Source organism: Bacillus sp. SRB3LM (assembly GCF_015712745.1).
GTDB classification, from domain to species: domain Bacteria; phylum Bacillota; class Bacilli; order Bacillales; family Bacillaceae_G; genus Bacillus_A; species Bacillus_A thuringiensis_K.
The window spans coordinates 577,243-591,746 of the sequence record NZ_VWVQ01000078.1 but is presented as its reverse complement, the minus strand read 5'-3'; the positions used below and the strand labels follow the sequence as shown (position 1 = coordinate 591,746).

The following is a 14,504-nucleotide window of genomic DNA, read 5'->3' as shown; positions in this document are numbered from 1 at the left end:
TTCCAACTTCCTTTTTTGTATGATTAGAATTTATTTGACTATACATTCGATAGGACCACTAGCAATTGTCTTTTTTCATAACGTACCGAACACAATACCGTAGAAATATATTTCTACAGTATTGTGTTCAATTCATACATAAATATTGAGAAAATTTCACTTACCCTAAATGGAAAGGTAATAGAAGTGTTCATAGAGAATTACTCGTAGATTCAATTTTTATCCATCCGTTTTGCGGGGAATGATTGCCTAGTGGTAATGGGATAAGGTTGAGCTACTTTATTAGGGGGAGTGGTTCTATGTTTAATAAAAAAATGGTGGCAATGGCAATGACTGTGCCGTTAGTAATGGGGACAATTTCTACGGTTTCGGCATTGGAAAAACAACAGCAAGTAAAGTTAGAAGCTTATTCACCGCAGAAAAAAGCAACTGAATATTTAAAAGAAAATGCTGCGCAGTATGGATTGAAAACAGATCTTTCAGACTTGCAATATATTTCTACAACAGAAACGTCAGTAGCTTCATATGTTAGGTTCCAACAAGTTGTTAATGGTGCACCTGTATTTTCAAAACAAATAACAGTTACGCTTAACGGAGAGGGAAAGGGAGTACTCGCTGTTTCTGATTATCAGCCTGTTACAGGTGTGAAGGAAGTAACGACAAAAATTAGTGAAAAAGATGCAATACAAAAATCAATGGCGTATGTTGGAGAAGCAAGTGAGCAAAATTTATGGGCTCCTACAGATAAAGAATTCGGATATATTGTTGAAGAAGGAATTGCTCGTCCAGTATATAAAGTTGTAGTCCATTCTAATAATCCATTTGGTGCGTGGGAAACATTTATTGATGCAGAAAATGGAAAGTTAATTAAAAAAGTTGATATAAACCGAAAAGTAGAAGGAACAGGAAAAGTATTTTTACCTAACCCTGTCGTATCAAGCGGGAGTTTAGTGGGATTAAAAGATAATAATGATGCAGATTCTACAGCGCTAACGAACCAATTAAAAACTGTTACTTTAAAAGGCTTAGATGGGACAGGTTTTTTAATTGGAGAGTATGTAACGATTTCTTCAAAAGCGAGAACAAAATCTACAAACTTACAATTCAACTATACACGTGCAAATGATAGCTTTGAAGATGTAATGTCATATTATCATATTGATACATTGCAACGTTATATTCAAAGTCTAGGGTTTAAAAATATTAATAATCGTTCGATTAAAGTGAATGTGAATGGAACAACAGCTGATAACTCATTCTATTCACCGACAACGAAAGCTTTAACATTTGGTACTGGCGGTGTTGATGATGCAGAAGATGCTGGAATTATCGCACATGAATACGGACATTCGATCCAAGATAACCAAGTTCCTGGCTTTGGTAGTTCAACAGAAGGCGGAGCGATGGGAGAAGGATTTGGTGACTTCTTAGGTGCTACGTATGAAGATGCTGTATCGACAACAGGATATGGAAAAGCATGTGTTGGAGAGTGGGATGCGGCAGCTTACTCTAGTTCAGATCCAACGTGCTTACGCCGATTAGATACGAATAAAGTGTATCCGAAAGATATAAAAAATCAAGTACATGCTGACGGTGAAATTTGGTCACAAGGTCAATACGAAATGGCACAAGCTTTTGGCCGTGATGTAGCAACAAAAATCATTTTACAATCACACTGGTCATTAACACCAAACTCTAAATTCAGTGATGGAGCGAAAGCGATTAAGCAAGCGGATGCTCTTTTATATGGCGGACAACATGCTGCTGATATCGATCGCATTTGGGCAGCGAGAGGCATTAGTACGAATTAATATAAAAAGTCGTGGCATTTATAAGCCACGACTTTTTAATTTGCTTAAGAGCTGGTACTAGTAAGTAAAGCTATATCAATGATAGTGTGAATATATCCGTATCCCATTTACTTTTTAGCTTCTTTAAAAACAAAATGCTCTTTAAATTTTCTAGATTCAACTTTTTGACCATTTCGCATCGATCGGAATGGGTGTTCTTGCCATGTAATAATAACATCAACTTCATCTGCTTTTGTAGCAACGGGTAAATTAGCGTGTTCAAATCCAGTTTTTCCACTTGCCAAACGACTTTCCTTTAGGGAAAAGAGTTCATATTTCGTTTTCTTATTTGGTTCGTTGCGGAATACTTCGACATTTACATTATATACTTCACTATTCCCGACATTCTTTACTGAAAAATGATATGTTTGAAATTCCTCTTTTTTAGCTTGAAGCATATTCTTGTTTGTTTTTTTCGGTTTATCAATATTCACTTGCCATTGATCAGAGTTTTGAGAGATTGGTAAAGATTTTGGTGAATAGGCATACGTTTCGTTTACTACAATTAAGCAAAACAAAAGGAGAAAGAAACTAATTGCTTTTTGCATATACACACCTCGCTTTAAAATTTTTATTAATATGCGTAAATGAATTAGTTTTTATGTAAAAATTGGAAAATATGAAAGGTGTAATTTTGGATTTAATACATAAGAATATGTATTACAAAATTAACTTTTCACACTTTAGAAGAAGTTAGGAGTTATAAAACCAGAATGTTTCAAAAAAAGCTTGCGTTTTATAAGGTAAGGAGTTAGAATACTCTGTAAATATAAAAAGTGATGATCAGGAAAAGTACATGGTGCAAAGGTCTACAGAGAGCAGCCGGTTGCTGGGAAGGTTGCGATACCGCATGATGGAAAGACACCTGTGAGTGTTGCTTTGAACGTGATTATTAGTAAAAGCAAACGGTACCTACCGTTATCAGGGCTAAGATGGTCAGTATGACAATTTGGGTGGTACCGCGGAAAAAATCCGTCCCTATTTATAGGGGCGGATTTTTGTATTCTTTGAAAGGGGGTGAGTGACCGTGGATGATGACGATGACAACAATAACGTAAATAAATATAAAATTACTGGAGGGAAAAATAATGGATTCAATAATGAAGCGTTCACTCACAAAAGAATGTACAAAGCAAAGTGGAAAGGTTGTATTACTTCAAGGATGGGTAAAAAAGATTCGACATCTTGGAAATGTTAGTTTTTTATTATTACGGGACAGAACAGGAGTAATTCAATGTGTATTAGAAAATGAATTGGCTGGATATAAAGTGGATGTAGAAAGTGTCGTTCACGTAATTGGTGAAATAGTCGAGACATCGAAAACAGAATTGGGTGTTGAAGTACTTGCTCATGAAGTGAAAGTAATAAACGGTGCAGAGCCACTTCCATTTGAAATAAATAAAAAGAAGTTACAAGTTGGCTTAGATCAACTACTTAATGAGCGAGTAATATCATTAAGGCATGAGCGAACCGCAGCGATTTTTAAAGTAAAATCTGCACTCGTTCAGAGCTTTAGTGAAGTTCTTATAGAGAACGATTTCACACGAATATTTACGCCAAAAATTGTTTCGCAAGGGGCAGAAGGAGGAGCAAATGTTTTTAAGCTTCCATACTTCCAAAAAGAAGCTTATTTAGCACAATCACCACAGTTCTATAAGCAAATGATGGTGGCAGGTGGGTTAGAACGAGTTTTTGAAATTGCACCTGTATATAGAGCAGAACATCATAATTCTTCCCGTCATTTGAATGAATATATATCGTTAGACGTAGAGCTTGGTTTTATTCATGATTTTTATGAAGTGATGCAACTAGAAACGGATGTTTTACGATATATGTTTCAACAAGTAGCGAAAAAATGTGAAATAGAACTACAACTATTACAAATAGAAGTACCTATTATTACTGAAATACCTAAAATTACATTGTTAGAAGCACAAGAAATTTTGAAAAGTAAGTATCGTAAAGAATCTCCTGTAGGGGATTTAGATACAGAAGGTGAAAAGTTACTAGGGAAATATGTGAAGGAAATATATAATAGTGAATTTGTTTTCATTACGCATTATCCGAAAGAAGCGAGACCGATGTATACGATGCCGAATAAAGAGAATCCATCTATTACTGATTCATTCGACTTATTATATAAAGGATTAGAAATAACGTCAGGGGCACAGCGAATTCATAATTATGAAATGTTACTCGCTTCGTTTAAAGAAAAAGGATTACACCCAGATAAATTTCAATCTTATTTAAATACATTTCGATATGGTTGTCCACCACATGGAGGTTTCGGAATTGGGTTAGAAAGGGTTGTATATAAACTTTTAGAATTAACAAATGTACGAGAGGCGAGTGCTTTTCCGAGAGATTGTACTCGTCTCATACCGTAAAAAGAATCTTCGCGATTATCGCGAAGATTCTTTTTTTATAGTTCGTTTAAAAAGGTGAAAATATAGACTCTTTCTTTTTCTAATAAGCTTAGTAAAAGTCAGTTGAAATATGAACCATTTCGACAAAAAAATCAATATACCCTTGACAGTTACAAATATAACAGATATACTTCATATTAATTTCAAAAGAAAATATATTCTAAATATTAAAATGTGTTGAATAGGAGTAGTAAGGTCATGTATTTGTACAGAGAGCTATGGGTTGGTGTGACATAGTCAAATGACATCCTGAACTCGCCTAGGAGCAGTAAGGTGGAACGGAATTACATTCTTAGTAAATCTTAACGGTTAACCTTCGATATTAGGTTTGTAATCAAACGATTACTACTAAGGTGGATTCATAATGGAATCAATAAGGGTGGTACCGCGTTAAGTAAATGGCTTAGCGTCTCTTTATATAGAGATGCTAGGCCATTTTTTTATTATATAGAAGAAGAAATGGAGGGTTTAATTGGGTAGGTCTGTAAAATTTATTTATTTATATAAAAAGATTTAATTAGGAGGAAAATGAGATGAAACAGACGGAGCAATGGACTTCGAAATTAGGTTTTATAATGGCTGCAGCAGGATCTGCAATTGGACTTGGTGCGATATGGAAGTTTCCTTATATCGCTGGGAAGAGTGGGGGAGGAGCGTTCTTTTTAATCTTTATATTATTTACTGTTTTAATTGGACTACCGCTACTTATAGCTGAATTTATGATTGGACGCAGTACGCAGAAACAAGCAGTTGGAGCATTTAAAAGGATTGCACCAAATACAGGATGGCATTGGATTGGACGCCTTGGTGTTGGAACGTGTTTTATACTACTTTCGTTTTATAGTGTTGTAGGTGGATGGGTATTAATTTATTTATTCAGAGGAATAACTGGACAACTGATTACTCCAGGACAAAATTACGGTACATTATTTACTGAAACAATTGGGAATCCCGCTTGGGCTATTATGGGCCATTTCGCTTTTATGTTCATTACGATATGGGTTGTATCAAAGGGTGTACAAAACGGAATTGAAAAAGCAAGTAAATATATGTTGCCAGCATTGTTCGTTTTATTTGTCGCTCTTATTATTCGTTCGTTAACACTTGATGATGCAATGAAAGGTGTGAAGTTTTTCTTACAACCAGATTTTTCAAAGATTACTTCAGAAAGTATTTTGTTCGCAATGGGACAATCATTCTTTGCGATTAGTATCGGGATTTCAATTATGGTTACGTATAGTTCCTATTTAAATAAAAAAGAAAGTTTACCAAAATCAGCAATAACAATTGTTGGATTAAATTTATTTGTTTCATTATTTGCAGGTCTTGCTATTTTTCCAGCCGTATTTTCATTAGGAATGGAGCCAACAGAAGGACCTGGATTACTGTTTATCGTATTACCATCTGTATTTAGTCAAATCCCATTCGGTGGATTTTTCTTAACAGTATTCCTTGCACTATTTACATTTGCAACATTAACATCGGCATTTTCTCTACTAGAGACTGTTGTTTCAGCATTAGCAAATGGTGAACAAGAAAGAAGAACGAAATTATCATGGATGATTGGCTTCTGCATTTTCTTAGTAGGTATACCATCTGCGTTATCATTTGGAGTATGGAGTGATATTACGATTTTTGGAAAGAATATTTTTGATGCAGTAGACTTTTTATCTAGTAATATATTAATGCCACTTGGAGCACTATTTATTAGTATTTTCGTTTCATTCAAAATGGAGAAGAAGGTACTAGAAGCAGAGTTTTTTGTAGGTGGAAATTATGGAAAGAAAGTATTTACTTGTTGGGTATTTTTACTTCGATTTGTAGCACCACTTGCAATCATTATCGTCTTCTTAAATGTAATAGGGATTATTTAACATTAAATGTTATAATATTCAGTAAAAAAGGGTGATGATCATAAAGAAAAATTTGATAGAAGCAGGGAAATATATGAATATTAGAGGGAAAAAGCTATACGTTGAAACACATGGAAATCCTAAAAATAAGCCAGTCTTATACTTGCATGGTGGACCAGGAGAAAGTTGTTATGATTTTTCATTTCATCAAGCGGAACGTTTAAAAGATTCTCTATATGTAATTATGATAGATCAAAGAGGTGTTTGTCGCTCAGAAGAAATTACTGAAGACGAAGCTTTTGGATTAAATGATTTGATTGAAGACTGTGAGGAATTAAAAAAAGTATTACAAATTGAGAAGTGGTCTATAATTGGACACTCTTTCGGTGGATATGTAGCATTGCTTTATGCGTCGATATATCCAAGTTCAATAGAGAAAATAATATTTGAAGGACCAACTTTTGATTTTGCATTAACAAGTAGAGCTTTGTTGCAAAAGACAGGGCATTTATTAAAAAAGTATGGAAAAGAAGAAGTAGCAAAAGAGTCTCTTGCTTATTCATCTAGCGATGCTAGTTCAGAAGAGTTGTTAGAAGCTTATATAAGATTAAGCGCTGAATTAGAAGAAAAAAGAATGGAGATTTACAATAATAAGGAAGATAGGACAGATGAGAGTTTATACAGTGATGAAGAGTGGGAAATATTTTCAAATCGCTCCAAAATGCACTTTGATAGATTAAAATTAGAGGGAGCATGTCATACATCATTATTATCAAAAATAAAAGATGTACAAAATCTAATGTTATTAATTGTAGGAAAACATGATGTAGTAACGTGTGAAGAACAAATTAAAACATTTAATAAAGATGCCCGAAACGGCAAGTATATCGTATTTGAAGAGAGCGGCCATTCACCTCATTATGAGGAAGCAGATAGATTTGCAGAAACAGTCATACATTTTTTGAAATGAAGAAAAGGGTGCTTCTATAAATGAGAGGCACCCTTTCTAAATTTCTGAATATGTGATTGTGATGTTAGGCCACTTACTTTGCCAATTCTTTTTTATAACTCTGTTTTTGTACATATGTAATCGTTCTTTCGATTCAAGAAAGTGAGCTGTTGGTTTCACTTGTAAGGAAAGGACATCTTCAATACCACATGGGGCTGTTAAGATAACGTTGTTTAGTTCATCAAGTGTAACTCCTAAAGCCGTTGCTGTTTCAGGGAATTTAGAAATAGCATTAACAGAAGAAGAATATGGTGGCATATTATTCACTACATGCATACGAGCTTGATTTTTTACAGACCAAGGGATAGTAGCATCAATATTCATTAATTTCGTTTCTAATGATTGTTCGTATATCTCATCTTGATGTAGACTATCATAATAAATCACATCAACATCAGGCATAGCCGTTTTCGCTTCATAGTCATGTAAAGTATCCCAAATTTTAGAACGAACAAATCCGGCACAAATCCACCAATCAGGTAGCTCTAGTGATTTTGCCATTTGTAATACATTCATCATCCATTCGTCGTTTTCTATTAAGCGAATGATATCTTGTTCTGTTTGTATAGTCATTTGTTATATCACCTGCTTTTTTTTAGAGAGTAAATTTAATTCATAAGCTTTATAATCCATGTAATCCAGTAAGCACCTGGTATGAATAACAGTTGAGCTAGTAATGTACCAAAAAGTCTAGAAATCATTAGCCAAGCATACATTTTACTCATTGCTTCAGCACCTTCTTCTGATTGAAGAGCTCGCTCTGTTAAAAGAGCAATACGTGGATCTAGTAGCACTGTTAATAAAATAGTAGCAAAACCATTAATAAGACCGGAAGCTGTAGTGGCTTTTGTTGCGAAAGCTGGAATTAAAAAAGAAGCATATAGTGCGGAAAGAACTCCCGCTGTATAAATAGCAGTAGCAAACATGTTAATAAGCATAATACGCTTTGGAATACCACCGATACGCAGTCTATGAATCATTTCTAACTTTGGAAAGCGGACATATTTTTTTGTGTACTTTAATTTTTGAATGTTATTCGTTTTCATCATTCGAATGAAAGAACCGTCTGTTTCAAAGTTTTGAATGACATATCCAAATAGTTTTGTCAAAGTTGGATACAGTATAATCGCAAGCAATGTACCGATAGAAGCAGATAATAGTACAAGACGTATAATATGCTCTAAATCAATAGAAGGATCTAGTTTTGCTTCGTCCACAATCCCGCCAAGTAAAAAGGCTTGTAGTAAGTTTGACGTTCTTGAAATGAGTAATACGATTCCTACGACGGATAATGCGACAGCAATCTTCTTTAAACGAACCCCCGCTAATCGAATACTATAAGAGCTTGTTTCAACTGCGTGAATCACAATTGTGAAAGCCATTATAAAAATTAACGTAATTGACATTTGTTTCACCAGTTTCTATTAAAATAATTGTAACTTTTTTACTTTATCATATCTATCGTATTTTGTAACTGAAAGTATGTGACATATGGAAATTGATTTTTCGAAAAATAGATAATGATAGTATAATAGGGAGAAGTGGAAGGGATGTTAGCACTTATTTATACCGTAAATTAAGTGGAGGAATGAAGCATGTATAAAACATTTCTATTTGATTTAGATGGAACTTTAACGGATCCGAAAGAAGGGATTGTAAACTCGGTTTTATATGCATTAAAAAAAGTAGGAATTGAAGAAGTACATATAAGTGAGCTAGATTCATTTATAGGTCCTCCTATTCAGCAATCATTCATAGAGAGATATAATATGAGTGAAGGAGAGGTTGAGCGTGCTGTTTTTTACTTCCGTGAGTATTTAAAGCAGCGTGGATTGTTTGAAAATAATGTATACGAGGGGATTGTGAAGCTCTTGCAAAAATTAAAAAGTTCAGGGAATCGCATATTCGTAGCAACTTCAAAGCCCACTGTATTTGCGAAACAAGTTATAGAGCATTTTCAATTAACGAATTATTTCGAAGACATCATTGGAAGTAATTTAGATGGTACGAGAATAAAAAAAGAAGAAATAATTGCTCATATTTTACAAACACATGAAGAACTAAATAAAGAAGAAATGATAATGATTGGTGATAGAAAGCACGATATAATAGGTGCAAATCAGAATGGAATTGCTTCAATTGGTGTTTTATATGGCTATGGCTGTGAAAAAGAACTGACTGAAGTTAGTGCGACCTACATAGTGAAAGATGTTGAAGAACTGTATCATTTTTGTGTAGAGAAAAATTTAATACAGCAGTAAATATAGATTCTAGCAATCCCTTTATAACGTATGACGATGAATTCGTTTCTGTTTAAAGGGATTTTTCATATGTAATCGAATAATTATAATTAGACATTTTTAGCATAAAAATTTGTATGAATAAGAGGAGGGATGTCAGAATTAAAAGGTTAGTAGAAATTTATCAATAAAATTTTGAATATTCTGTTTAATGGAGGGGTAAAATTGGAGTTAGTTATTATATTATTAGCACTAAGTTTACTTATGTTCGTAGCATACAGAGGTTTTTCTGTTATTTTATTCGCGCCGATATTTGCATTATTTGCAGTATTTTTGACAGAACCTAGTTATGTATTACCTTTCTTTTCTAATATCTTTATGGAGAAAATGGTTGGATTTATAAAATTATATTTTCCTGTGTTTTTATTAGGAGCAATATTTGGAAAAGTAGTGGAAATGTCAGGAATTGCAGATTCTATCGCAAAAACAATTATTGAGTTAGTTGGTGAAAAACGTACTATATTAGCGATTGTATTAATGGGGGCTATTTTAACGTATAGTGGTGTTAGTGTGTATGTAGTAGTGTTTGCTGTTTATCCGTTCGCAGCTAAGTTGTTTCGACAAGCTAATATTCCAAAGCGTTTAATCCCTGGAACGATTGTTCTTGGAGCAGTAACGTTTACAATGGATGCGCTGCCTGGATCACCACAAATTCAAAATGTAATACCTACAACATTTTTTAAAACGGATATTTATGCTGCACCGATACTTGGGATTGTAGGAGCAATTTTTGTTCTTACATTAGGTTTACTATATTTAGAGAGTAGACGTAAGAAGGCAAAAGCAGCAGGTGAAGGATATTTTGGTTTTAATGATGGAAATACTGAAATGGCAGCATCTTTGCAAGTAGAACAAAAAAATATGCCATTAATTAATAACATTGAAATCACAAGAGCACAACAACTTATTGCATTTATACCACTTATTTTAGTAGGTGTAATGAATAAAGTGTTTACTATTATGATACCGAAGTGGTATCCAAGCGGTTTTGATTTTTCTGCAATTGGTATGAAAGCATTTGGAAAAGTAGAATTAAGTGCAGTAGTAGGAATTTGGTCTGTAGAATTGGCACTTATTATAGGGATCTTAACAACGTTATTATTATATTGGAAGCGAGTAGTAACAGGTTTCCAAGCTGGATTGAATACAAGTATTGGTGGAGCGCTACTTGCAACGATGAATACAGGAGCTGAGTTTGGATTCGGTGGTGTCATTGCAGCACTTCCAGGCTTCGCAATTATGAGAGATGGCATCTCTGCTACTTTCACAAATCCGTTAGTGAATGGTGCAGTAACGACGAATATTTTAGCTGGAATTACAGGCTCGGCATCAGGAGGAATGGGAATAGTATTAAGCGCAATGGGAGATAAATTTATTGCAGCGGCCAATCAATTTGATATTCCATTAGAAGTTATGCACCGTATCGTATCAATGGCATCAGGAGGAATGGATACACTACCACATAACGGGGCTATTATTACTATTCTTACAGTAACGGGATTAACACATAAACAGTCATATAAAGATATATTTGCTATTACTATTTTGAAAACGGTTGCTGTATTTTTAGTTATCGCATTCTATACTTTAACAGGACTCTATTAAAAAATTTGAATCGTAAAGATTCATCAAATCGATAATTTATATTATAAAATATTAATTAGGATAAGAAGGGGTGGGGGACTTGCAAGAAGTTTCTGAGTTTCGTATGCCAAAGTCGGTATTATATGGAAGGAATTCGCTTGAAAAACTGGGAGAACAATCAAAAAAGTTAGGGAAAAGAGCTTTTATAGTTACTGATACAATTATGGAGAAATTAGGATATGTTGAAAAGTGTATGCAACAACTAAATAAGAAAGGTATTACTGTTAGTACATATAATAAAGTGGATGCTGAGCCTACAAATATACACGTATTAGAAGCGTTATCTCTTTGTAAAGAGGAAAAGTGCGATTTTATTATTGGTATTGGTGGTGGAAGTTGTATTGATGCTGCGAAAGCAGTAGCGGTTTTATATACAAATGGTGGAGAAGTTGAGGATTATGTCCAAAAGGATATTGAAATAGAAAACAATCCACTACCACTTATTGCAATTCCAACAACTTCTGGTACTGGTTCGGAAGTTACAAGTGTAGCAGTAATTACGAATAAAAAAACAGATGTAAAAATGATGATGAAGCATCCTAGTTTTATACCGAAAGTAGCAATTATAGATCCAGTTTTGACAAGTTCGTTACCATCACAAATTACGGCAGCAACAGGAATAGATGCGTTATGTCATGCGATTGAAGCTTATATTTCTAAATTTTCACAACCACTTACAGATGTACTTGCTCTTTCAGCTATTGAAAGTATTATGAAATATTTACGTATAGCATATGAAGATGGACGTAATATGGAGGCAAGAGAAGCGATGATGATTGCTTCCTTACAAGCTGGAATTGCATTTTCTAATGCATCAGTTACATTAGTTCATGGAATGTCAAGGCCAGTGGGAGCATTATTTCATGTACCGCATGGAATATCAAATGCCATACTATTACCTACAGTGTTAGAGTTTACGAAAACAAGTGCAGTGAAAAGGTTAGCAAAAATTGGACGTAACTTAAATAAGGATTTGTATTCGAATTCTGATGAGGAAGTAGCAGACTATACGCTTTGGGAAATAAAAAAGCTTTGCTATGATCTTCGTATTCCAAATTTAAAAGAATACGGAATCGATGAAATTGAATTTGAAAATGCTATTTCTAAAATGGCATCAGATGCAATTGAAAGTGGTAGCCCAGCTAATAACCCACGTGTTCCATCATATGATGAAATCAAAGAGTTGTATCGAGAGTGTTTTAATTATAAGTATAAAGAATTTATAAAAATATTAGATCATTAATTTCAGAATATTCTATAAAAATTTCCTTGGAAATGAAAGTACAATTATTCTATATTTACGTTAAAACAAGACCTTATATGGTATTATCCCCTATAGGTAGACAGTAAAAAAAGAGTCCATCTGATATGATGGACTCAATACTGTTTTATCTGGAGGGGATTTTTTTATGGCAAGAAAAGGACAATCATTTCAAAAATATACAGAAGAACTAAAGCGAGAAGCAGTTCGTCTTCGATTAGAAGAGAGAAAATCATTGCGAGAAATTCGTGAACAACTCGGTGTGAAGAGCGATGCCCAGATTATTGAGTGGGTAAAACGTGCGCAACAGGGGGAGTCCTTTGATGATCAACGTGGTGTCTGGAATCGAAAGAATTTTAATAGTCTAGAAGAAGAAAATGCTTATTTGAAGGCACAGGTTGAGTATTTAAAAAAGCGCAATCCAAATCTACATGGGAAGGAATGGTCCTAAAGAAAGAACGATTTTCTCTTATCGATTCATTACGCCAAGCCTATCCACTCCGATGGTTGCTTCAAATCGCGGAAGTTTCTAAGGCTGGCTACTATAAATGGCGGAAATATCATAACGTGCAGCGTTTACGTCAGAAAAGGGATAGGTGGCATAAAGAACATATTTTATCTATTCATCGTCAGCACCCTTACTATGGGTATAAACGTATGACTCGTGCTTTGGCTCGAGAAGGAATGGTAATGAATCATAAACGTGTTCGTCGTCTTATGAGAGAGCTGGGTATTCAATCTATCATTCGAAAAAAACGTCCGTTTTATGGAAGAAAAACATCTGTGGTATTTAAAAATCATTTGAATCGAGAGTTTCAAGCTGAAAAGCAAAACCAAAAATTCGTAACAGATATTACTTATGTACGAATCGGAGAACAATTTGCCTATTTGTCAGCTGTGTTAGATCTATACAACAATGAAATTGTTGCCTGGAAGCTATCTTCAAGAAATGATTTAGATTTGGTTTTAACTACATTACGTCAATTAGAAGGGAAGTCATTAACTACTAAGCCCCTTTTCCATTCAGATCAAGGGTTTCAATATACATCTAAATCCTACGCAAAACAGTTAGAGAAATTAGGATTTGTCGGTAGTCATTCTAGACGTGGAAACTGTTTTGATAATGCGTGTATCGAATCATTCTTCTCACATTTAAAAACAGAGAAGTTGTATTTAGTGCGCCCAAAAACATATGAAATGGCCTACCGAGCAATTCAAGAATATATTCAGTTTTATAATACAGAAAGATTCCAAGAAAAACTTCACGGCCTTTCCCCGATAGAATATCGGGAAAAGGCCGTGGCATAATACTCTTTTTATTACTGTCTACTTGACAGGGAGATGACCATGTAGAAATTTCTCAATATTCGTCGATGAGGATGTGTGCTAAGATACAAGTGGATGTAAATTCCTTTCCGTTGTTTGTAAGTTTATATATAAAGAAGAGACGCTTTCATAAAGATTGCGTTTTTTCTTTTTTGTCTTATTATAAATTTTGAGAATGAAAAGAAAAACATACAATAGACAAAGAAGGAAGCTTACAAAAATGAGTTTCCGAATCGCTTTTATTTTTTATCTATCTTGTGGGAGCTAATAGAAAGGAATTAAAATAAAATATACTTGTTACTATGTTGTTGTACCCACACTTATATCACGTTTAGCATGGTACTACATATAAGAATAAGATACAGAAACAATCCCATGAGAAGTATATATTTCATATAAGTTGTATCATAGAAATCACTAAAAAAAATGACACTTACAATTGTAATCAACATAATAGATAATAAAACGACTGGATGCAAATAGAGTGGGTTTTTGGTTACATAGATGATGTAACAAGAAAAAGAGATTACGAATAGTAAGAAAGCAACGAAATTAGATTTATACATAAGAGAATTCCTTTCTCAAAAAATGCATACAAATATTGACGAATTGTAGCGAATCCGTGTGGGATTTGTACGAAAGATGTCGAATTAAACGTTTGTTTAAAACATAAAGATTGGGATAAAAGCCCTATATCGTTGATGCATCAACATTTTATCGTCAAGGAAATCCCCTTGATAGGTAGTATGTATTCGCCATATGTTGCAATTTAATCATGGGATCATAAAAAATAGGAAAAAAGATTGAGCGAATGCGCCCAATCTTCCAAATGACA

Annotated in this window: 11 protein-coding genes and 2 other annotated features; of the genes, 8 read left to right on the top strand and 3 right to left on the bottom strand. The window is 34.0% G+C overall.

Annotated elements, in window-relative coordinates; all coding sequences use genetic code 11:
• The first annotated feature begins 299 nt into the window (after positions 1–299).
• Positions 300–1,811 carry a M36 family metallopeptidase gene (locus F3I02_RS26535; protein ID WP_000482279.1) on the top strand — a complete coding sequence of 504 codons (1,512 nt, stop codon included), beginning with the start codon at positions 300–302 and terminating at the stop codon, positions 1,809–1,811.
• A gap of 107 nt (positions 1,812–1,918) precedes the next feature.
• Here F3I02_RS26535 and F3I02_RS26530 read toward each other — a convergent pair whose 3' ends face one another.
• Positions 1,919–2,398 (bottom strand): hypothetical protein, encoded by a 480-nt coding sequence (locus tag F3I02_RS26530; protein ID WP_001167917.1) that lies wholly within the window; start codon positions 2,396–2,398, stop codon positions 1,919–1,921.
• A 222-nt stretch (positions 2,399–2,620) separates the two neighbouring features.
• Positions 2,621–2,833: a binding site (T-box leader), on the top strand.
• Positions 2,834–2,938: 105 nt separating this feature from the next.
• Here F3I02_RS26530 and aspS point away from each other — a divergent pair.
• From aspS to F3I02_RS26515, 3 genes are all read left to right on the top strand, one after another.
• A complete protein-coding gene (gene aspS / locus F3I02_RS26525; protein ID WP_000377340.1) occupies positions 2,939–4,237 on the top strand; it encodes an aspartate--tRNA(Asn) ligase in 1,299 nt (432 codons plus the stop codon).
• 207 nt (positions 4,238–4,444) lie between these two features.
• Positions 4,445–4,693 (top strand) — a binding site (T-box leader).
• A gap of 116 nt (positions 4,694–4,809) precedes the next feature.
• Complete coding sequence (locus F3I02_RS26520) at positions 4,810–6,150, top strand: sodium-dependent transporter (protein ID WP_000814520.1); 1,341 nt, start codon at positions 4,810–4,812, stop codon at positions 6,148–6,150.
• Between the two features lie 73 nt (positions 6,151–6,223).
• A complete protein-coding gene (locus tag F3I02_RS26515) occupies positions 6,224–7,099 on the top strand; it encodes an alpha/beta fold hydrolase (RefSeq protein ID WP_196478580.1) in 876 nt (291 codons plus the stop codon).
• A gap of 36 nt (positions 7,100–7,135) precedes the next feature.
• On the opposite strand, the gene F3I02_RS26510 is transcribed toward F3I02_RS26515, so the two are convergent.
• Positions 7,136–7,711, bottom strand: a complete 576-nt coding sequence (locus F3I02_RS26510) for a nucleotidyltransferase family protein (protein ID WP_046946357.1) — start codon at positions 7,709–7,711, stop codon at positions 7,136–7,138.
• 35 nt (positions 7,712–7,746) lie between these two features.
• On the bottom strand, positions 7,747–8,544 hold the full coding sequence (locus F3I02_RS26505) for a lipid II flippase Amj family protein (RefSeq protein WP_000028911.1): 798 nt from the start codon (positions 8,542–8,544) through the stop codon (positions 7,747–7,749).
• 189 nt (positions 8,545–8,733) lie between these two features.
• On the opposite strand from F3I02_RS26505, the gene F3I02_RS26500 reads away from it, so the two are divergent.
• From F3I02_RS26500 to F3I02_RS26485, 4 genes are all read left to right on the top strand, one after another.
• On the top strand, positions 8,734–9,399 hold the full coding sequence (locus tag F3I02_RS26500) for an HAD family hydrolase (protein WP_196478579.1): 666 nt from the start codon (positions 8,734–8,736) through the stop codon (positions 9,397–9,399).
• A gap of 204 nt (positions 9,400–9,603) precedes the next feature.
• On the top strand, positions 9,604–11,043 hold the full coding sequence (locus F3I02_RS26495) for a GntP family permease (RefSeq protein ID WP_000424327.1): 1,440 nt from the start codon (positions 9,604–9,606) through the stop codon (positions 11,041–11,043).
• A gap of 79 nt (positions 11,044–11,122) precedes the next feature.
• The gene (locus tag F3I02_RS26490) at positions 11,123–12,325 is read left to right on the top strand and encodes an iron-containing alcohol dehydrogenase (protein WP_196478578.1); all 1,203 of its coding nucleotides are present in this window, start codon (positions 11,123–11,125) and stop codon (positions 12,323–12,325) included.
• 166 nt (positions 12,326–12,491) lie between these two features.
• A protein-coding gene (locus F3I02_RS26485) for an IS3-like element ISBth8 family transposase (protein WP_196477519.1) occupies positions 12,492–13,651 on the top strand; the annotation gives its coding sequence in 2 pieces (ribosomal slippage) (positions 12,492–12,750 and positions 12,750–13,651; 1,161 coding nt in all).
• The last annotated feature ends 853 nt before the right edge of the window (positions 13,652–14,504 follow it).

Excerpts from the sequence above, each read along its gene's own strand:
- F3I02_RS26535 (WP_000482279.1), top strand. The coding sequence starts at position 300 with ATGTTTAATAAAAAAATGGTGGCAATGGCAATGACTGTGCCGTTAGTA.
- F3I02_RS26530 (WP_001167917.1), bottom strand. The coding sequence starts at position 2,398 with ATGCAAAAAGCAATTAGTTTCTTTCTCCTTTTGTTTTGCTTAATTGTA.
- aspS (WP_000377340.1), top strand. The coding sequence starts at position 2,939 with ATGGATTCAATAATGAAGCGTTCACTCACAAAAGAATGTACAAAGCAA.
- F3I02_RS26520 (WP_000814520.1), top strand. The coding sequence starts at position 4,810 with ATGAAACAGACGGAGCAATGGACTTCGAAATTAGGTTTTATAATGGCT.
- F3I02_RS26515 (WP_196478580.1), top strand. The coding sequence starts at position 6,224 with ATGAATATTAGAGGGAAAAAGCTATACGTTGAAACACATGGAAATCCT.
- F3I02_RS26510 (WP_046946357.1), bottom strand. The coding sequence starts at position 7,711 with ATGACTATACAAACAGAACAAGATATCATTCGCTTAATAGAAAACGAC.
- F3I02_RS26505 (WP_000028911.1), bottom strand. The coding sequence starts at position 8,544 with ATGTCAATTACGTTAATTTTTATAATGGCTTTCACAATTGTGATTCAC.
- F3I02_RS26500 (WP_196478579.1), top strand. The coding sequence starts at position 8,734 with ATGTATAAAACATTTCTATTTGATTTAGATGGAACTTTAACGGATCCG.